The organism is Mycobacterium sp. ENV421, assembly GCF_002887815.1.
Taxonomy (GTDB): domain Bacteria; phylum Actinomycetota; class Actinomycetes; order Mycobacteriales; family Mycobacteriaceae; genus Mycobacterium.
In genome coordinates, this window is record NZ_PDHO01000050.1 from 1 (window position 1) to 19260 (window position 19260).

Sequence of the window (19260 nt, forward strand, 5' to 3'; positions counted from 1 at the left end):
CACACCCTCCTAGAACTGGTCGCGAACTGACTCACAACCAGCCTGGCAAAGAGGGGTTGCGCACAGTGGCACGTGAATTGGCCGCGTTGGAAAAACCCAGTGCAGATGACAAGCGGATTCTGGCCGAGGCATCTACCACGATTGAGAATCTCGAACGCGCAGCAATCGAACGCGTTGAGCTGATTGGCAAGTGCGCCACGGAAGCGCAACTCATCGACCAATCCCTAAAGAACGAACGCCGGGATGCACAGATGGCCGAGCAGCGCGCCGAACTCCACGCGAAATTGAGCGCCAAGCTGTACGGCATTGAGGCAGCGCCAGACGTCGCACCGCACAATTCAGCAGTGGACGCGGTAATGGCACGGGTCGAGGCCTATCGGGAAATCAAGAATCAGATACACCTCGCACGCGACCTGTCGCTCTGACTAGAGCGGAGCGGCACCGCGCAGGTGCTCGAAGATCAACGACGTCTGGGTTCCCGCCACGTCGGAATCGGAATTGAGGTTCTCGACGACGAACGAGCGCAGGTCGTCGGTGTCGCGGGCGGCCACATGGATGATGAAGTCGTCGGCGCCGGCCAGGAAGTACACGTCCATCACCTGCGGCTTGCGCCGGATGTGCTCGATGAAGCTGAGGATCTTTCCGCGGGCGTTGGACTGCAGGCTCACCGAGATCATCGCCTGCAACGACAGCCCGATCGCGGCCGGATCGATGTCGGTGTAGAAACCGCGGATCACCCCGATGTCCTGCAGCCTGCGCACGCGCCCGTGACAGGTCGACGGCGCGATACCGACAGCGTCCGCCAGCGCGCTGTTGGAGATCCGGGCGTCCGCATGCAGGGTGGCCAGAATCCGCCGGTCGACATCGTCCAATTCGGTCCGAACATCCTTCGGCGCAACCGGCGGACGAGCATCCGATATCGCCGATTCTTCATTCATAGACCCAATCTATCGAATTTTCACCAATCCGATTGCAATCCATTCGAATTTTCTTCACACTTCTTCCTAAGCCAAAATCCAATCGAGGAGCGATCATGCGCGTCGGCATCCCGACCGAGATCAAGAACAACGAGTACCGCGTCGCCATCACCCCGGCCGGCGTGTCCGAACTGGTCCGCCGCGGCCACGAGGTCATCGTCCAGGCCGGCGCCGGTGAAGGTTCCGCCATCCACGACGACGACTTCAAGGCCGCCGGTGCGCAGATCATCGCCGGCGCCGACCAGGTCTGGGCCGAGGCCGACCTGCTGCTGAAGGTCAAGGAGCCCATCGAGGCCGAGTATTCGCGGATGCGCAAAGACCAGACCCTGTTCACCTACCTGCACCTGGCCGCCTCGCGTCCGTGCACCGACGCTCTGCTGGCATCCGGCACCACGTCGATCGCCTACGAGACGGTGCAGACTGCCGACGGAGCGCTCCCGCTGCTGGCCCCGATGAGCGAGGTCGCCGGCCGGCTGGCCGCACAGGTCGGCGCCTACCACTTGATGCGCACCCAGGGCGGTCGCGGTGTTCTGATGGGCGGCGTGCCCGGTGTTGCCCCGGCCAAGGTCGTGGTGATCGGCGGCGGAATGGCCGGCGACAATGCCGCCGCCGTCGCCTGGGGCATGGGCGCGCACGTCACCGTGTTCGACCTCAACATCAACATCCTGCGCAAGATCGACGCCGAGTACGGCGGTGCGATCGAAACCCGCTACTCTTCGCGGCTCGACCTCGAGGATGCCGTCAAGCAGGCTGATCTGGTCATCGGCGCCGTGCTGGTGCCGGGCGCCAAGGCTCCGAAGCTCGTCACGAATGCGACTGTGGCACAGATGAAGCCGGGCGCGGTGCTGGTGGACATCGCCATCGACCAAGGTGGCTGCTTCGAGGATTCCAAGCCGACCACGCACGACGACCCGACCTTCCGGGTGCACGACGCGGTGTTCTACTGCGTGGCCAACATGCCCGGCGCGGTCCCGCGGACCTCGACCTACGCACTGACCAACGCGACCATGCCGTACGTCATCAAGCTCGCCGACAAGGGCTGGCAGGCCGCCTGCGCGTCCGATCCCGCGCTGGCCAAGGGCTTGTCGACCCATAGCGGCCAGCTGCTCAATCACGAGGTCGCCAACGACCTCGATCTGCCGTACACCGATCCGGCCGGCCTGATGGGCTGAAAACCTCAGTGAGCCAACAGCTCACTACTGCACAGCGAACCGGGACTGCTCACCGCAGCGTCCCGGTTCGTTGGTCTTACATCCCGGCAGGCGGATGGCCGAGGCAGATCAGCGCACCCAAGGGGTCTTTGATCGCCGCCAGAGTTCCGTAGGGCGTCTCTTCGATGGGCATCAGCAGCGCAGCCCCGAGTCCCTCGGCCTGCTTCACCGTGGCGGCCACGTCGTCGACGGTGATGTACACCTGCCAGAACGACGGCACATCGGCGGGAAAGAGCTTGGCGGCGTCCATGATTCCCGAATACGCGCTCTCTCCGGCGAAAACCTGACCGTAGCGGTCCGGCCCGACGGCGTCCGGGTCACCGCCGGTGCCGATCTCCTCGATCCGCGCCCCGAGCGCCTGGCGGTAGAACGCCAGTGACGCGTCGTAGTCCTTGCTTTGACATTCGAACCAGTACGGCGTCCCGTGCTCACCCCACTCGGTGAACCCGGGATGCGTCCCGGGCTGCCAGAACCCGATCACCGCACCGGCGGGGTCGGTCACCACCATCATCGAACCCAGATCTCCGACCGCCATCGGGGGCACCATCACCGTCGCGCCCGCGGCCTCAGCCGCCGCGACGGTGGCGCTGCCGTCCGCGGTGTGCAGGTACACCGACCAAATGTTCGCCGGGCCCTCGCCCATCGGCGGGATCAGCCCAGCCACCCGCTTACCGTTACGGGTGAAGTTCTGATAACCGCCGAATTCCGGGTGCGCCGGTCCCTCGAGCTCCCAGCCGAAGATCTCCCGATAGAACTCCGCGGCTCGCGCGGGATCACTGCTCATCAGGTCGAACCAGATGGGCGCCCCGACCGGGGCGGCGTACTCACTCACGATGGATCCTTTCGGCTGATGTCGTCGGTCTTCAGTACTGACACCCAGCGGGGCGGAAACTCATCGCGGGCGCGTCACCTCCGGCAACGCCAGAGTCGCCACCTCGGCGATGAGCTGGCGCAGCGGCTCGGCCTGGGCATCGTCGGATCGGGTACGGGTCATGATCGCCAGCAGAACGCGTTCGCCGTTGGGCCCGAATGCGATCCCGACGTCATTGGTGCTGGCGTAGTCACCGGATCCGGTCTTGTCGGCGGTCGTCCAGCCAGCCGGCAGCCCACCGCGCATGCTCGAGGTGGTGTTGGCGCGCATCCAGTCCTCGAGTTGAGTGCGGCGCGACCCGTCGAGGACGTCGCCGGTCAGCACCCGCGCGAATCCGCTGCCGAGCGCCCGCGGCGTGCTGGTGTCGCGCGGATCGCCAGGCACAGCCGAATTCAGCTCGGTCTCCCAGCGGTCCAGCCGGCTGCGATCATCCCCGATCGAGCGGGCGAACGCGGTGATCGCCGGCGGCCCGCCGATGATACGCAGCAACATGTTCGCCGCGGTGTTGTCGCTGACTTGCAGCGCCGCCGCGCACAGATCCGAAATAGCCATGGGTTGACCGGCATTGGGCTCGGTGCGCGGGGAATTGGGCTTGAGCTCCGCGGGGTCAACCACCACCGTGTCCGTCAGGCGCAACTCCCCCGCCTGCGCCTTCTGTAGCACCCGAGTCGAGAGGTAAACCTTGAACGTCGAGCACATCGCGAACGGGTCGCCGTCGCGGTTCGCGAGTTCCACCGTGGAGTCCAGGTTCTGGGCATAGAGGCCGACGAATGCGTTGTGCCGCTTCTCCAGAGCGGCGATGCGCTGTTCGACGGGCGGCAACGGCTCGGCCGGGTCGCTGAGTGTCGGACGGGTCGGTGAGGGTTTGACGCCGCACGCCGCGAGAACGGTCAGCGCGCCGCCAGTGACCAGAAGGCGGCGGCGGGACAGGCTCATCGGGTGCCCTCCGCCAATGCCGCCACGATGTCGGCTGCGCTACCCCCGCTGATCTCCCGCCACCCGGTGCCCGCCCACAGATTGGTGCCATGCGGATCACCCGCGGCGACGGCGGCGCGGCGCAGCGGACCCGTCATCTGATTGACATCCGGATAGCCCAACGGTGCCACATCGTCATAGCGGGCGGTGAAGTCATTCGCCAGACCGCGCGCATACCGGCCCGAAAAAGCCCGTGTCACGACGGTTTCGGTGAACGTCCCGTCGGTCAGCGCCGCGCGGTGGGCGGCGTTGGTGCCGGCCTCCTCGGCCAGCAAGAACGCCGTGCCCGCCTGCGCCGCGACTGCTCCGCCGTGCAGCACCCGTCGGACATCCGCCGCGCTGCACAGACCGCCCGCCGCGATCACCGGCAGGTCGTAAGCTGCGACGATCGCCGACAGCAGCGAATCCAGCGGGTCATCGCCCGGCCGGACGACGGGATCGAACGTCCCCCGATGCCCGCCGGCTTCCGGGCCCTGCACCACCAGAGCGTCGGCGCCCGCAGCGACCGCCGCGCCCGCCTCGTCCGCGCTGGTGACCGTCACCGCGACCAACACGCCCCGATCACGCAGACGGGCAATGATTTCCGGTGTCGGGCAACCGAAGGTGAACGAGGCCACCTCGGGTGCGGTATCGGCGACCACGTCGAGCTTGGACTGCCAGGCGTCGTCGTCGGGATGGGGCCGCGCGATCTCGGCACCGTAGTGATCGGCAAGCGGGGCAAGCAGGTCGCGGTAGCGCTCCAGCTCATCGGCGTTCGCCGCAGACGGCTGCGGCACAAAGAGATTCACCCCGATCGGGGCCGACGTCAACGCCCGGGCACCGGCGATCACCTCGGCGAACTTGTCCGCTGTCAGATAGCCGGCCGCCACGAAACCCAGGCCACCTGCGTCGGACACCGCGGCCGCCAGGGCGGGCGTGCTCGGACCGCCTGCCATTGGTGCACCGAGAATCGGTATCGCCAAATCCTGCAGGCAGAAGGGCACGGCTAGCTCCTGATCGTCCGAAGTGGCTGCGGCAGAGATCGTTTGGACTTGTGCGGCCCCAAGACGGCCGCACCGAAAGGCTTGGTGAGCACCTGGCGGGCCACCGCGTTGACCTGATCCAGGGTGACTTCGTCGATGCGCTCCAGAGTGCTCGTGACGCTGCGGTACTCACCGTAGTTCAGCTCGCTGCGACCGAGACGGTGCATCCGCGATGCCGAGTCCTCCAGGCCCAGCACCAGGCCGCCGCGGATCGAGCCCTTGGCGATGCGGCACTCGCTCTCGGTGATGCCGTCACGCGCGACGCCCTCGAGGACCTCGGTGGTCAACCGCACCACCTCGTCGAAGCGCTCGGGAAGGCACGCCGCATACACCGACAATGCCCCCGCATCCGAGAAGCTGTCAACCGAGGAGTACACCGAGTACGCCAGCCCGCGGTTTTCCCGAATCTGTTGGAAGAGCCGCGAACTCAATCCACCGCCAAGGGCGGTGTTGAGCACCGACAGCGCCCAGCGCTGCGGCCAGTGCCGTCCCGGTACCCGAACACCCAGCGACAGATGGGTCTGCTCGGCGTCCCGACTGATCAGCTCCAGCCGGGGTGCGCCGGTGGCCCGGCCGGTGCCCTTGCGCGGAGCCCGCGGGGTGCGGCCTTTGACCAGATGCGCGCCGAAGTGCTTGCGCACCAACCGGACTACCTCGTCATGATCGATGTTGCCTGCAACCGCCACGACCATTCGCTCCGGGGTGTAGCGGCGCACATGGAATGAATGCAGCTGCGATCGGGTCATCCCCGACACCGAATCGACACTGCCGATCACCGGACGCCCGACGGGATGGTCCCCGAACATCGCCGAGAGGAACACATCGCCCAGGGCGTCTTCGGGATCGTCGTCGCGCATCGCGATCTCTTCCAGCACGACGTCACGTTCCAGTTCGACGTCGTGGGGTGCGCACACACCGTTGAGCACCACGTCGGCGACCAGATCGACCGCCAACTCCAGATCGTCGTCCAGAACGTGGGCGTAGTAGCAGGTGTGTTCCTTGGCGGTGAATGCGTTGAGCTCACCGCCGACGGCGTCGACGGACTGCGCGATCTCGACGGCAGTGCGACTCGGCGTCGCCTTGAACAGCAGATGCTCCAGGAAATGCGCGGCGCCGGCCACGGTCGGGCCTTCGTCGCGGGAACCGACGTTCACCCAGACACCGACCGAAGCGGACCGCACTGACGGCACGTACTCGGTGACGACCCGCAGGCCGCCGGGAAGTACGGTGCGCCGTACCGCAACCGGCGCCTCGCTAGAGAGGCGCCGGCCGCGGCGAAGTGCGGGGCCGCTAGCTGCTGGCGGTCGCGGCATCGGCATCAACTGGTGCCGGTGCAGCATCCTCAGGAGCGTCTGCTCCGTCTTCGGACACCAGGATCAGCGAGATCTTGCCGCGGTTGTCGATGTCGGCGATCTCCACGCGGAGCTTGTCACCGAGCTTGACGACATCCTCGACCTTGGCGATCCGCTTGCCCCTGCCCAGCTTCGAGATGTGCACCAGGCCATCGCGACCGGGAAGCAGCGACACGAATGCACCGAAGTCGGTGGTTTTCACCACGGTTCCGAGGAACCGCTCGCCGACCTTGGGCAGCTGCGGGTTGGCGATCGCGTTGATCATGTCGATCGCCGCCTGCGCCGACGGACCGTCGGTGGCGCCGACGAACACGGTGCCGTCGTCCTCGATGGAGATCGACGCACCGGTCTGCTCGGTGATCGAGTTGATCATCTTGCCCTTGGGTCCGATGACCTCGCCGATCTTGTCCACCGGCACCTTGATGGCGGTGACGCGAGGCGCGTACGGGCTCATCTCGTCGGGCTCGTCGATGGCCTCGGCCATCACCTCGAGGATCGTCAGGCGAGCGTCCTTGGCCTGAGCGAGAGCACCGGCCAGCACCTGCGAGGGAATGCCATCCAGCTTGGTGTCCAACTGCAGAGCGGTGACGAACTCCTTGGTGCCTGCGCACTTGAAGTCCATGTCGCCGAAGGCATCCTCGGCACCGAGGATGTCGGTCAGCGTGACGAAGCGGCGTTCGCCATCGACGTCGTCGGACACCAGGCCCATGGCGATACCGGCAACCGGGGCCTTCAGCGGCACGCCGGCGTTCAGCAGCGACAGCGTCGAGGCGCACACCGAGCCCATCGACGTGGAACCGTTGGAGCCCAACGCTTCCGACACCTGGCGAATCGCGTACGGGAACTCTTCGACACTCGGCAGCACCGGCATCAGCGCGCGCTCGGCGAGCGCGCCGTGGCCGATTTCCCGACGCTTCGGGGAGCCGACGCGGCCGGTCTCACCGGTCGAGTACGGCGGGAAGTTGTAGTGGTGCATATAGCGCTTGGAGGTTTCCGGCCCGAGCGAGTCGATCTGCTGAGCCATCTTGACCATGTCGAGAGTGGTGACACCCATGATCTGGGTCTCGCCGCGCTCGAACAGCGCGCTGCCGTGCGCCCGGGGGATGATCGCAACCTCGGCGGACAGAGCGCGGATGTCGGTGACACCACGGCCGTCGATGCGGAAGTGGTCGGTCAGGATGCGCTGGCGCACAAGCTTTTTGGTCAGCGATCGGTAGGCCGCGCCGATTTCCTTCTCGCGCCCGGCGAAGGTCTCGCCGAGCTCTCCGAGGACCTCGTTCTTGATCTCGTCGGTGCGCTCGTCGCGCTCCTGCTTGCCGGCGATGGTGAGCGCCTCCGCCAACGGGCCACCGGCCACGTGCGAGACGGCCGCGTACACGTCGTCCTGGTAGTCCGGGAACAGCGGGTAATCGGCGACCGGCTTGGCAGCCTTGTCGGCCAGTGCCTGCTGCGCATCGCACAACGCGGCGATGAACGGCTTGGCGGCCTCGAGGCCTTCGGCCACCACAGCCTCGGTCGGTGCGCCCGCACCACCGGCGATGAGATCGATGACATTGTCGGTGGCCTCGGCCTCGACCATCATGATCGCGACGTCATCGCCCGCCTTGCGGCCCGCGACGACCATGTCGAACACCGCTCCCTCGAGCTGCTCGACGGTCGGGAACGCCACCCACTGGCCATTGATGAGGGCGACACGCACGCCGCCGACCGGACCGGAGAACGGCAGACCGGAAATCTGGGTGGACGCCGACGCTGCGTTGATCGCCAGCACGTCGTACAGATCCTTGGGATCGAGGCTCAGGATCGTGACCACGACCTGGATCTCGTTGCGCAGACCCGAGACGAACGTCGGGCGCAGCGGGCGGTCGATGAGCCGACAGGTCAGGATCGCGTCGGTGGACGGACGGCCTTCGCGGCGGAAGAACGAGCCGGGGATGCGCCCGGCGGCGTACATCCGCTCCTCGACGTCGATCGTCAGCGGGAAGAAGTCGAAATGATCTTTGGGGGTCTTGCTGGCGGTGGTCGCGCTCAGCAGCATGGTCTCGTCGTCGAGGTAGGCGACGACGGATCCTGCGGCCTGCTGCGCCAGCCGGCCGGTCTCGAAACGTACGGTGCGGGTGCCGAAGCTCCCGTTGTCGATGACGGCGGTCGCTTCGAATACGCCTTCGTCGATTTCAGCTACAGACATGGATGCCCGTTCAGCCTTTCTGAATTCACTGTTCAGCTGTTTCGCGTCACCACAGGTGCATCCAGTCGGCTACGGCCGTCGATCGAAGCGGCCGGGCGCTCCCCAAATCATTGGGGCCCGGCAGCCACTACCGAAGACCGCCCGATCAGGGAAGCTTCGCTGTGACACGCAGGAACGGGACACGCGGGTATGCATGCACCGCACCCGTTGTTCGAGCCGGAATCCGGCTCGCAACGCCCCTATGTTACACGGCGGGTCGTGCGCCTCAGCGGCGCAGACCGAGCCGCTCGATCAGTGAGCGGTAGCGCGCGACGTCCAGGTCGGCGACGTACTTGAGCAGCCGGCGACGGCGGCCGACCAGCAAGAGCAGACCGCGCCGCGAGTGGTGGTCATGCTTGTGCTGCTTGAGGTGCTCGGTGAGATCGGAAATACGCTTGGTCAGCAGCGCCACCTGGGCTTCCGGCGAACCGGTGTCGGTCTCATGCAGACCGTACTGGCCCAGGATTTCCTTCTTCTGCTCGGCGGTAAGCGCCACGAAAACATCTCCATCAATCGGTGCCGCGAGGGGAATCTAATGCCGTGGGCCGCCGCGGACTGCAGCGCACGCTGATCGCCGACTCTAGCAGCGCCCACGTCGCGAACCGAAATCACAGCGGGCCGACCCCTTGACAAAATACAACCAAATGGTTGTATGTTGCAGGGGTGACCGTAGCTGCCGAGGACCGTGCGGACGCCCTGTTCCACGCTCTCGCCGACCGAACCCGCCGCGACATCATGCGCCGGGCACTGGCCGGTGAGCATTCGGTGTCCGCGCTCGCGTTGAAGTACGACATGAGCTTCGCCGCGGTGCAAAAACACGTCGCCGTCCTGGAGAAGGCCGGCCTGCTCACCAAGCGGCGCCACGGCCGCGAGCAGTTGGCCAGCGGTGATGTGACCGCCGTGCGGTCGGTGGCGGCGATGCTCACCGAACTGGAGGAGGTCTGGCGCGGTCGCATCGGCCGCATCGACGACCTCATCGCATCCGAGAACAAGGAGGACTAGCTGATGCCTGTCACCGACGTGAAGCACGATATGGAGAACCTGACGCTGACCATCACCGCTGAGTTCGCGGCACCGGTGCAGCGGGTCTGGCAGATCTACGCCGACCCGCGTCAGCTGGAGAAGGTGTGGGGGCCGCCCTCTCATCCGGCGACGTTCGTCGACCACAGCCTCACCCCAGGCAGCCGGGTCACCTATTTCATGACCGGGCCGGACGGGGAGAAATACGCCGGGTACTGGGACATCACCAGCGTCGACGAGCCGACAAGCTTCGCGTTCCGGGACGGGTTCGCCGACGCCGATCTGAAGCCGAACCCCGACATGCCGGTCTCGGAGAACACCTATACCTTCACCGAACACAACGGCGGCACGCGCGCGGTGTATGTCAGCACGTTCGCCTCCGCCGAAGGCCTGCAGCAGGTGCTCGACATGGGCGTGGTCGAAGGCGCCACGTCGGCGATCAACCAGATCGACGAGCTGCTGGCGGTCTGACGGCAGTCAGTCCTGGGCGGAAAGAATCGCGCGAGCTTTCTCGGTGTCCTTGCCCATCGCCTTGATCAGGTCGTCCACCGAATCGAACTTGAGCTGGCCACGCAGCCGCGCGACGAAGTCGACCGCGACATGCTGACCGTAGAGGTCGGCGGCCGTGTCCAGGACGAACGCCTCCACGGTGCGGGTGCGCCCGGAGAACGTCGGGTTGGTGCCCACCGAGACCGCGGCCTGATACCGCTCCCCCGGAATCACCGAACCGGTCACCGGGCCGTGGCCCAGCACCGTGAACCACGCCGCGTACACCCCGTCGGCCGGAATCGCGGAGTACATCGGCGGTGCGACGTTGGCGGTCGGGAAGCCCAGCACCCGGCCCCGGCCGTCGCCGCGCACCACCACACCTTCGACACGATGCGGGCGGCCCAGCGCCTCGGCGGCCGTCACCACGTCACCGGCGTCGACGCAGGACCGGATGTACGTCGAGGAGAACGTGACGGTTTCGCTCTGGTGGTGTTCGGCGACCAGCGACAGGCTCTCGACGGCGAAGCCGAAGCGTTCACCGGCCTTGCGCAGGGTGCCGACGTTGCCGGCCGCCTTCTTGCCGAAGGTGAAGTTCTCGCCGACGATCACCTCGACCACATGCAGCCGCTCCACCAGCAGTTCATGGATGTAGCGCTCCGGGGTGAGCTTCATGAAATCCGTGGTGAACGGCACCACCAGGAAGACGTCGATGCCCAATTCCTCGGCCAGTTCGGCGCGCCGGGTCAACGTGGTCAGCTGTGCCGGATGGCTTCCCGGAAAGACCACTTCCATCGGGTGTGGGTCGAAGGTCATCAGCACCGTCGGGACCCCGCGGGACCGGCCGGCCTTGACCGCACGCCCGATCAGCTCCGCGTGCCCGCGGTGTACTCCGTCGAAGACGCCGATGGTCACCACGCATCGGCCCCAGTCCGAGGGGATCTCGTCCTGTCCGCGCCACCGTTCCACGACGGCAAGCCTACGGCGCGCCGAGCCGCCCGGACACGCCAGATCCCCAGATCAGGTGATGATTGCCTAAACTTTTGGATGTGAGTCCTGACGACAACCCCAACCCCGGGGTACACGACCTGACGACGGTCGCCCAGGACTACCTCAAGACGATCTGGTCGGCGCAGGAATGGTCGCTGGACAAGGTCAGCACCAAGCTGCTCGCTGAACGCATCGGGGTCTCCGCCAGCACCGCGTCGGAATCGATCCGCCGGCTCGCCGACCAGGGGCTGGTGGACCACGAGAAGTACGGCGCGGTCACGCTGACCGAACGCGGACGGCTCGCGGCGCTGGCGGTGGTGCGGCGGCACCGGCTGTTGGAGACGTTCCTGATGCGCGAGCTCGGCTACAGCTGGGACGAGGTGCACGACGAGGCGGAGATTCTCGAGCACGCGATCAGCGACATGATGCTCGACCGGATCGACGCCAAGCTCGGTCACCCGACCCGCGACCCGCACGGCGACCCCATCCCGACCGCCGACGGCCGGGTCCCCACTCCGCCGGCGCGACAGCTGTCGGCATGCGTCGACGGCGAACTCGGCACGGTGGCACGGATTTCCGACGCAGACCCGGAGATGCTGCGCTACTTCGACACCGTCGGCATCAGTCTGGACTCACGGCTTAAGGTGCTCGCCCGGCGCGATTTCGCCGGCATGATCTCGGTGTCGGTGGAATCAGCCGACGGGGCAGCGAACACTGTCGAGCTGGGCAGCCCTGCGGCTCAGGCGATTTGGGTCGTCGGCTAGGACCCCAGCCGGCTAGAGCGTGGCAGGCCGGATAACCACGACTGATCGGGTGCGACCGCCCTTGTCCTCCAGCAGGGCGATCACCCGGCCCTCGGGATCCGTCGCGGCATAGACCCCGTCGATTCCCGCCGCGGCCAACGGTCGGCCCTGGCTGGCGTCGTCGGCTTCGGCAGCGGTGACGTCGCGGCGCGGGAACGCCAAGAGGCAGGCGTCGTCGAGGGAGTAGCTCAGCTGCGGATGTTCGGCGAGTTCGTCCAACGTCCTGGCGTGATCGAGCCCGTAGCCGCCAACGCGGGTGCGGCGCAAGGCTGTCAGATGTCCCCCGACACCGAGCGCATCACCCAGGTCGCGGGCCAGTGCCCGGATGTAGGTACCCGACGAGCAGTCCACCTCGACGTCGAGGTCGACGAACGGCCCGTCCCGCCGCACCTCACACACGTCGAACCGGTCGATTCGCACCGCGCGCTCGGCGAGCTCCACCTGCTGGCCTTCGCGCACCAGCTGATAGGCGCGCTTGCCGCCGATCTTCACCGCACTGACCGCTGACGGCCGCTGCGAGATCTCGCCGCGCAGCTCCGCGATGCCGGCGTGGATCTGGTCGTCGGTGACATCGGCCGCGGAAACATCCTGCAGCACTTCACCTTCGGCGTCATCGGTGGTGGTCGACCGGCCCAGCCGGACCGTCGCGGTGTACGACTTCGAGGTAGCCGTCAGCAGGCCGAGAATCTTGGTGGCGCGTTCGATCCCGATGACCAGCACGCCGGTGGCCATCGGGTCCAGGGTGCCGGCGTGGCCGACCTTGCGGGTTCCGAAGATCCGCCGGCACCGGCCTACGACATCGTGGCTGGTCATACCGCCGGGCTTGTCGACGACGACGATGCCGGGCTCCGGTCCGCTGGAGGTCACAACACGATCGCCGTCAGTACCAGGCCACCGCCCACCGACCACCGGCCGGCCAGTTCGTTCAGCGGCGGGCCGGAGCGCGCGGCCGGGTCGATCAGTATTCGGGACACGAACGTTCCGGTGACGCCGGAAGGATCGACACCGAACGTGATGTGGGCATCCTCGAACCCCAGCCAGCGCTCGGTCAGCGGAAACCACACCTTGTACGTTGCTTCCTTGGCGCAGAACAAGATTCGATCCCAGTGCAGACCACCCGGGAGTGCGCCGATCTCATACCGCTCGGCGGGCAGGCTGACCGCGTTCAGCACCCCGTCCGGCAGCACGCCGTGCGGCTCGGCGTCGATGCCGACCGAACGTACCGCCGTCGTGCGCCCGACCACCGCGCCGCGATAACCCTGAGTATGAGTCAGGCTGCCCACCACGCCATCGGGCCAGCACGGCTCACCCTTATCGCCTTTGAGAATCGGCGCCGGCGGGATACCGAGCTGTCCCAACGCCACCCGCGCGCAGTGGCGGACGGTGATGAATTCGTTGCGCCGCTTGGCCACCGACTTCGCGATCAGCGGCTCCTCCTCGGGCAGCGGAGCCAAGTCCGGTGGATCGTCGTAGGCCTCGGCGTAGACCAGATCGGCGAGGTCGGGCAGCACCGCCCGCATGAGCTCGCTCATTCGCGCCGACTGCGCAGTCGCTCGCGCAACTTCGTCGACTGCTCCTTCATCTCCTCGGTGATGACGAAGTGGCCGCCGAAATCGTTGAGGTAGCCCGGCGCGTACTGCGGGTCGGGCAAGATCTGGCGAAGCCATCGATAAGGCTTGCGGCGCCGCCACTCTCGGGGGTAGCCGACGGACACCTCCTCGAAGCGCACGTCGTCGTACCAGGTGGTCCGCGGGATGTGCAGGTGCCCGTAGACCGAGCACACCGCGTTGTAGCGGGTGTGCCAGTCGGCGGTCGCGGTCGTCCCGCACCACAGCGAGAATTCCGGGAAGAACAGCACGTCGCAGGGCTCACGACGCAACGGAAAGTGGTTCACCAGCACCGTGGGCGTCATCCAGTCGAGTTCATCAAGCCGAGCCTTGGTGTGGCGCAGCCGATCCCGGCACCAAGCATCGCGGGTGGCGTAGGGCTCACTGGACAGCAGGAACTCGTCGGTGGCCACCACGTTGCGTTCACGGGCGATCGCCAGGCCTTCGGCCTTGGTCGTCGCGCCCGCGGGCAGGAATGTGTAGTCGTACAGCAGGAACATCGGCACGATGGTCGCCGGGCCGCCCTGCTCGGTCCACACGGGGAACGGATGTTCGGGTGTGACGATGCCCATCTCGTCGCACATGTTGACCAGATAGTCGTAGCGGGCACGACCGAACACCTGGACCGGGTCCTTGCCGGTGGTCCACAGCTCGTGGTTGCCCGGCACCCAGATCACCTTGGCGAACCGTCGGCGCAGCAGATCCAGCGACCAGCGGATGTCGTCGGTGCGCTCGGCGACGTCGCCGGCGACTATCAGCCAGTCGTCCGGCGTCGAGGGATACAGCGATTCGGTGACCGGTTTGTTGCCGGTGTGACCCGTATGAAGGTCACTGATCGCCCAAAGCGTGGGTGCCACAACATGCCAGCCTACTTGCGCGCGTCCAGTTAGACTCACCAGCGGTCGGGGCTGACCACAGAGGGGGAGACATGGTCGCCGCAGTGCGCATCTCCGTGGGCCTGCTGGCAATCGTCGCCGGGGCGCTGCTCACCGTCCGAACTTCACCTCCCCCCACTGCCGGGCACGCGGGAGTGGAGTTGCGATCCACCGACGCCCCCATGAGCAATGTCATCACCACCACCAACCCCAAGCCGTTCGACCCCTGCAACGACATCCCGCTGGACGTCATCGCAGGTCTGGGTCTGGAAGTCAGTCCTCCGACGCCGATGGAGGGCTGGCGCTGCCAGTACGACGCCGGCAATTATCAGATGGCTGTCGAGCCGATCATCTGGCGGACCTACGCGCAGTCTCTGCCGCCCGACGCGGTCGAGACCGACATCAACGGTCACCGGGCCGCGCAGTTCTGGGTGATGAAGCCCACCGACTGGAACAACCGGTGGTGGTTCTCCTGCATGGTGGTGTTCAAGACCAGCTACGGCGTGATCCAACAGTCGCTGTTCTACTCCCCCGTCTACTCCAACCCCGATGTCGACTGCATGCAGGAGAACCTGATGCGCGCCCAGCAGCTTTCGCCGCACTACATATTCTGAGAGGCGTGCGCAGCAGCCGGGTTCGAAAGATCGTCGACCGATCCCTGTCCCGCGTTCTTCGCCTGACACCGCCGACCACCGACTACGCCGTGCATCGCGGCGTCGGGGTGCCGATGCGCGACGGCACCGTCCTGCGGGCCACCCACTACGCGCCCGCCGGCGCACCGCTGGGCACCATCCTGGTCCGCTGCCCCTACGGCCGGGCCTTCCCGTTCTCCCTGGTCTACGCACAGCTCTACGCCGCCCGGGGCTACCACGTCCTGCTGCAGAGTGTGCGCGGCACATTCGGCTCCGGCGGCGAGTTCGTGCCGATGGTCCACGAAGCCGACGACGCCGCCGACACCGTGGTCTGGCTGCGCCACCAACCGTGGTTCACCGGTACTTTCGCCACCATCGGGCTGTCCTATCTGGGCTTCACCCAGTGGGCGCTGCTGTCCGACCCGCCGCCGGAGCTCGTCGCCGCGGTGATCACCGTCGGCCCGCACGACTTCCACGCCTCGTCGTGGGGCACCGGCTCGTTCTCGTTGAACGACTTCCTGGGCTGGTCGCACATGGTCGGTCACCAGGAGCAGACCAACCTGCGCCGCCTGGCCTTCCAGACCCGTGCGGCGCGCCGGCTCGAAGACGCGACGCTGGGCCTGCCGCTGGGGGCCGCCGGCCGCGATCTGCTGGGCGCCGCGTCGCCGTGGTACGAGTCGTGGATTCACCACCCCGAGGCTGACGACCCGTTCTGGGACACCATGCGGATGAACGCCGCGCTCGACCGCTGCGAGGTGCCGGTGCTGTTGCTCAGCGGCTGGCAGGACCTGTTCCTCGAGCAGACCCTCGAGCAGTATCGCCACCTGCGCGGCCGCAGAGTCGACGTCGCGATGACCGTCGGGCCGTGGACCCACACCGACATGATCATGAAAGCGGGCGGCGTCGCCGCCACCGAGACCCTGGACTGGCTCGGTGCGCATCTGGCCGGCGCACCCAAAATCCGGCGCACCCCGGTGCGGGTGCACGTCGCCCATCACGGCTGGATCGACCTGGCGGACTGGCCGCCGACCACCACTACGGGTGTCATGTACCTGCAGCCGGGCGGGCGGCTCGCCGCCACCGCGCCACCGGCCGACGCCGCACCCTCCACATTCCGCTACGACCCCGCCGACCCGACCCCGACCGTCGGCGGCCGGCTGCTGTCACAGCTGAGCGGCTACCGCGATGACGCGCAGCTTGCCGAGCGGACCGACGTGCTGAGCTTCACCAGCGGCCCATTGGATGCCGACCTGTACGTGTTCGGCGAGCCGGTGATCGAACTGGCCCACCACGCCGATATCGCCCACGTCGACGTGTTCGTGCGCATCAGCGAGGTCGATGCGCGTGGGCGGTCCCGAAACGTCAGCGACGGCTACCGTCGGCTCGATGCGAAGGGCCCAGGGCCGATTCGCGTCGAACTCGACGCCATCGCGCATCGCTTCGCCGCCGGAACCCGCATCCGGGTGCTCGTCGCCGGCGGCTCACACCCGCGGTACGCGCGTAATCTCGGGACCGGCGAACCGGTGCTCACCGGGCAGCGGATGGTCCCCGCGCTCCATACCGTGCACCACGGGGCCGGTGGGGTATCCAAACTGCTGCTGCCCGCGTCGGCGGACCTGCCCTCAGGCGACGGCGGCGCGAACGCGGGCGGCGATCCCGGCCAGGACCGCAGCGTCGTGCACCGGGATCCCGACCGCGGCGGTCGCGGGTAGTTGCACCCAGCTGGTGCAGCCACGGTATTTCGGCTCCCGCGCCAACCGGATCGGCCGGGCGAGCGGAAAGGCTTGCACCACCAGCACGGTCAACTGGTGGCGCGGCCTGAAGTCCAGCCGGTCTGCCTGCACCGATTCGGCAGTCCAGATGTGCAGATCCTCGATGTCGGAAAGCCCATCCGCATCGCAAACCGCCACGGCAGCAACGATTTTGGCGGCAGCCCTGATCACGACGTGGTCATCGGTGCTGTCTGGTTCCGCTGCTGCAAGCAGGTCCCGATGTTCCGGGCGCACCCGTTCGGCATGGCTGTGCGCGACGGTCGGGAAAAACAAGAACTCCTCGGCCGCCACAGCGAACCGCTTCTCGTGGATGCCACCCTTGCGCAGCAGCACGGTCTGCCGGCCGTCGAGCAGGGCGTGCACCGCCGCGCCCCACTCCTTGAGCGCAGTCGTCACTTCGAGGCGAGTCGCGCCCGCACCTCGGGGCGGCGCAGCGGCGGAATGGTTTTCGGTGGTTGCCGCCGGGCGGGCAACTCGTCGAGCAGCCGGGTCGTGGTGGCCGCGACCTCGGCGACCGCGATCTCGAACGCCTCGGCGACAGCATCAGCGGGTCGGGTGATCCCACTGACCTTGCGGACATATTGGCGGGCCGCCGCGGTGATCTCTTCGTCCGTGGCCGCCGGCTCCAGGCCGCGCAACTCGGTGATGTTTCGGCACATAACCCCCAGCATGCCTGCCTTCACACCGGACTTCACGGTCGAAGTGCTGATCGGATTGATATCCGGCACCCATCTGGCTCACACGTTCGCGACCTAGCCTGGCCGCCAAGCCGTCGAATTCGTGTGACGAGAAGGGTGCACCATGACCGCGGGAGTGGCGTCACCTCGACCTCGCGTGATCAAACGGGCAGTCGGCCGGCCACGCGGCTCGAACACCGATGAGCGACGCGAGATGATCATCACCGCGGCGATCCGCGTCTTCGCCTATCGCGGGTATGACGCCGCCACCGTGCAAGAGGTCGCCGATCTCGTGGGCATCACTCGACCGGCGATCCACCACCATTTTCCCGGCAAGGCGCCGCTCTACCGGGCGGCGCTGGACCGGGCGTACGCCATTGCAATGACGCCGGCCGGGGTCGAACCGTCGGAGCAGTTCGACACCCCCGCACCCAGTGGATTACGGATGGCCTGCGCACTCTTGGGCACATCGCTTGCGCACTCGCACCGGATAGCCGACGTCGCGCCCCGAATCACCGGCGTTTCGGCCGACTTGCGCCGAATGTGTGCCCAGGCAGTCGGCCCGGATGCCGGCGGGGACCAGGTGGATGCTCTGGTCACCATGATCGTCGGCCGATGGGTTCTGACCGCCTGCGACCTCACCTGGATCGAGCTGCCAATGGACGTGGACGTGTTGTGAGCAAACTCCCAGCCAGTGGCCCGGCACGGTTGCGACCGAAGGATGCTGCGCCGGAGTAGATTTGCGCCTGGCCTGTGCTGAGCGCGTCACGCGAGGCGGAGTCCATGCGACGAGGGGTTGGAGGTCCAGTTGCGACTGCGACGATTGGGCCGGGCCCTTTCAGCACTCGCCCTGCTCGCCGGTGCTGCTGCCGTGCCGGGCTGTGGCGGCCCTGGCAACCTCACCCAGATCGCCAACAACCTCCAGTCCGCGCTGGTGTCGATGCCGGGAGTGACCGACGCGTGGGTGTATCACGACGAGAGCTACGCCGACGGCATCGCGTTCAATGTTGCGGTCGACGTCCCGGACGCGACACGGTCCCAGCTCGTCGCCGTGGCGAACCGCATCGCGGAGACCCGGATCAGCCTGGTCTCGAACTACATCGAAGACGTCGAGTTCTGGGTGACACCGGACCAGCCGGTGACGGTTAGACGGCAGTCGCACATCGATCCCGCGCAGATGGCCGACGACGCAGAACGACTCCGGGTGATCGCCGCGCACACCGACGGCCGGATCGACTGGTTCCGCGACGACGCCGCTGCCAACCAACTGGCAGTCACCGACAGCCGCACCCCGCGGTCTGACCTCCTCGAGACCGTGCGCCGAACCGCGGGCGACACCGGCGTCACGCTGACGGTGTCACCGGCGTCGCCCTCGCCTCGGACGCCGCGGATGCGAGTGTCGTTCCCACTGAGCGCCGAGCGACGAAATTCGATCGAGCAGTTCCTCGAGACCGTCCCCGTCGACGTCTTCGGGGTGCGGATCGCCGACGGCGGCGTTCGCGCGCTGCAGGTCATGGTGCCCGCCGATCCGGCTGTCGCCGAGCAGAGACTGTCCACCGTCATCCACGAGAGCAGGGCCGCAGCTGCGGGCCCGATGTGGTTGGCGTGGTACGTCCCCAGTGCACTCGGCGGCGTACCGATGTTCGGCGGTCTCGTCGAAGTTCACGATTGTTCGGTTGCGGCAACGGAGATTCGTCAGGCGTCCCTAAGCCTCAATCCGTGGATCGACCCTGTTGAGGTCCGGTCAGACTGATTTTGCTGTG

The 19260-nt window shown here is 67.0% G+C and carries 21 protein-coding genes and 1 pseudogene; 9 read left to right on the plus strand and 13 right to left on the minus strand.

The window, feature by feature from the left end:
* Positions 1-425: pseudogene (locus tag CRM90_RS27725) on the plus strand (hypothetical protein); the annotation flags it as partial.
* Here CRM90_RS27725 and aldR read toward each other — a convergent pair.
* A complete protein-coding gene (gene aldR / locus CRM90_RS27730) occupies positions 426-938 on the minus strand; it encodes an HTH-type transcriptional regulator AldR (RefSeq protein WP_102810092.1) in 513 nt (170 codons plus the stop codon).
* 95 nt (positions 939-1033) lie between these two features.
* Here aldR and ald point away from each other — a divergent pair, with 95 nt between their 5' ends.
* Positions 1034-2149, plus strand: coding sequence for an alanine dehydrogenase (gene ald, locus CRM90_RS27735; RefSeq protein WP_102810093.1), 1116 nt, complete (start codon positions 1034-1036; stop codon positions 2147-2149).
* 76 nt (positions 2150-2225) lie between these two features.
* On the opposite strand, the gene CRM90_RS27740 is transcribed toward ald, so the two are convergent.
* The 6 genes from CRM90_RS27740 to rpsO all read right to left on the minus strand — a co-directional run bounded on the left by CRM90_RS27740 (position 2226) and on the right by rpsO (position 9131).
* Positions 2226-3020 (minus strand): VOC family protein, encoded by a 795-nt coding sequence (locus CRM90_RS27740; RefSeq protein ID WP_102810094.1) that lies wholly within the window; start codon positions 3018-3020, stop codon positions 2226-2228.
* A 60-nt stretch (positions 3021-3080) separates the two neighbouring features.
* On the minus strand, positions 3081-3995 hold the full coding sequence (gene bla, locus CRM90_RS27745; RefSeq protein ID WP_102810095.1) for a class A beta-lactamase: 915 nt from the start codon (positions 3993-3995) through the stop codon (positions 3081-3083).
* Positions 3992-4969 carry a nitronate monooxygenase gene (locus CRM90_RS27750; protein WP_233209553.1) on the minus strand — a complete coding sequence of 326 codons (978 nt, stop codon included), beginning with the start codon at positions 4967-4969 and terminating at the stop codon, positions 3992-3994. The genes bla and CRM90_RS27750 overlap by 4 nt, the downstream gene beginning before the upstream one ends.
* Positions 4970-5019: 50 nt before the next feature.
* A complete protein-coding gene (locus CRM90_RS27755; protein WP_102810110.1) occupies positions 5020-6369 on the minus strand; it encodes a M16 family metallopeptidase in 1350 nt (449 codons plus the stop codon).
* The gene (locus CRM90_RS27760) at positions 6347-8596 is read right to left on the minus strand and encodes a polyribonucleotide nucleotidyltransferase (protein WP_102810097.1); all 2250 of its coding nucleotides are present in this window, start codon (positions 8594-8596) and stop codon (positions 6347-6349) included. Before CRM90_RS27760 ends, CRM90_RS27755 begins: the two co-directional genes overlap by 23 nt.
* Positions 8597-8861: 265 nt before the next feature.
* Positions 8862-9131 (minus strand): 30S ribosomal protein S15, encoded by a 270-nt coding sequence (gene rpsO / locus CRM90_RS27765; RefSeq protein ID WP_102810098.1) that lies wholly within the window; start codon positions 9129-9131, stop codon positions 8862-8864.
* A gap of 167 nt (positions 9132-9298) precedes the next feature.
* Here rpsO and CRM90_RS27770 point away from each other — a divergent pair, with 167 nt between their 5' ends.
* Together CRM90_RS27770 and CRM90_RS27775 are read left to right on the plus strand one after the other, a co-directional pair.
* Positions 9299-9637 (plus strand): ArsR/SmtB family transcription factor, encoded by a 339-nt coding sequence (locus CRM90_RS27770; RefSeq protein ID WP_102810099.1) that lies wholly within the window; start codon positions 9299-9301, stop codon positions 9635-9637.
* A 3-nt stretch (positions 9638-9640) separates the two neighbouring features.
* Positions 9641-10126, plus strand: a complete 486-nt coding sequence (locus CRM90_RS27775; RefSeq protein ID WP_102810100.1) for an SRPBCC family protein — start codon at positions 9641-9643, stop codon at positions 10124-10126.
* A gap of 6 nt (positions 10127-10132) precedes the next feature.
* Here CRM90_RS27775 and CRM90_RS27780 read toward each other — a convergent pair whose 3' ends face one another.
* Positions 10133-11110: a bifunctional riboflavin kinase/FAD synthetase gene (locus tag CRM90_RS27780; protein ID WP_199190086.1), complete on the minus strand. Its 978-nt coding sequence runs from the start codon at positions 11108-11110 to the stop codon at positions 10133-10135.
* Positions 11111-11190: 80 nt separating this feature from the next.
* Here CRM90_RS27780 and mntR point away from each other — a divergent pair, with 80 nt between their 5' ends.
* Positions 11191-11895: a manganese-binding transcriptional regulator MntR gene (gene mntR / locus CRM90_RS27785; protein ID WP_102810102.1), complete on the plus strand. Its 705-nt coding sequence runs from the start codon at positions 11191-11193 to the stop codon at positions 11893-11895.
* Between the two features lie 12 nt (positions 11896-11907).
* Here the strand turns inward: mntR and truB are convergent, their stop codons facing one another.
* From truB to pptH, 3 genes are read right to left on the minus strand one after another with little or no spacing between them, the layout of a single operon-like run.
* Positions 11908-12801: a tRNA pseudouridine(55) synthase TruB gene (gene truB, locus CRM90_RS27790; RefSeq protein ID WP_286145671.1), complete on the minus strand. Its 894-nt coding sequence runs from the start codon at positions 12799-12801 to the stop codon at positions 11908-11910.
* Positions 12798-13466 carry a 4'-phosphopantetheinyl transferase PptT gene (gene pptT, locus CRM90_RS27795; protein ID WP_102810103.1) on the minus strand — a complete coding sequence of 223 codons (669 nt, stop codon included), beginning with the start codon at positions 13464-13466 and terminating at the stop codon, positions 12798-12800. The genes truB and pptT overlap by 4 nt, the downstream gene beginning before the upstream one ends.
* The gene (gene pptH, locus CRM90_RS27800) at positions 13463-14398 is read right to left on the minus strand and encodes an ACP phosphodiesterase PptH (protein ID WP_102810104.1); all 936 of its coding nucleotides are present in this window, start codon (positions 14396-14398) and stop codon (positions 13463-13465) included. The genes pptT and pptH overlap by 4 nt, the downstream gene beginning before the upstream one ends.
* Positions 14399-14469: 71 nt before the next feature.
* On the opposite strand from pptH, the gene CRM90_RS27805 reads away from it, so the two are divergent.
* On the plus strand, positions 14470-15030 hold the full coding sequence (locus CRM90_RS27805; RefSeq protein ID WP_102810105.1) for a DUF3558 domain-containing protein: 561 nt from the start codon (positions 14470-14472) through the stop codon (positions 15028-15030).
* 5 nt (positions 15031-15035) lie between these two features.
* Positions 15036-16760, plus strand: a complete 1725-nt coding sequence (locus CRM90_RS27810; protein WP_102810106.1) for a CocE/NonD family hydrolase — start codon at positions 15036-15038, stop codon at positions 16758-16760.
* On the opposite strand, the gene CRM90_RS27815 is transcribed toward CRM90_RS27810, so the two are convergent.
* Together CRM90_RS27815 and CRM90_RS27820 are read right to left on the minus strand one after the other, a co-directional pair.
* Entirely contained in the window at positions 16671-17216 is a 546-nt protein-coding gene (locus CRM90_RS27815; protein ID WP_102810107.1) for a DUF1802 family protein, read from the minus strand. The two genes, CRM90_RS27810 and CRM90_RS27815, sit on opposite strands and share 90 nt — an antisense overlap.
* The gene (locus tag CRM90_RS27820; protein ID WP_102810112.1) at positions 17213-17479 is read right to left on the minus strand and encodes a DUF2277 domain-containing protein; all 267 of its coding nucleotides are present in this window, start codon (positions 17477-17479) and stop codon (positions 17213-17215) included. The genes CRM90_RS27815 and CRM90_RS27820 overlap by 4 nt, the downstream gene beginning before the upstream one ends.
* Positions 17480-17621: 142 nt before the next feature.
* Here CRM90_RS27820 and CRM90_RS27825 point away from each other — a divergent pair, with 142 nt between their 5' ends.
* On the plus strand, positions 17622-18176 hold the full coding sequence (locus CRM90_RS27825; RefSeq protein ID WP_102810108.1) for a TetR/AcrR family transcriptional regulator: 555 nt from the start codon (positions 17622-17624) through the stop codon (positions 18174-18176).
* 129 nt (positions 18177-18305) lie between these two features.
* Positions 18306-19250, plus strand: coding sequence for a hypothetical protein (locus tag CRM90_RS27830; protein WP_142391471.1), 945 nt, complete (start codon positions 18306-18308; stop codon positions 19248-19250).
* Positions 19251-19260: the final 10 nt, after the last annotated feature.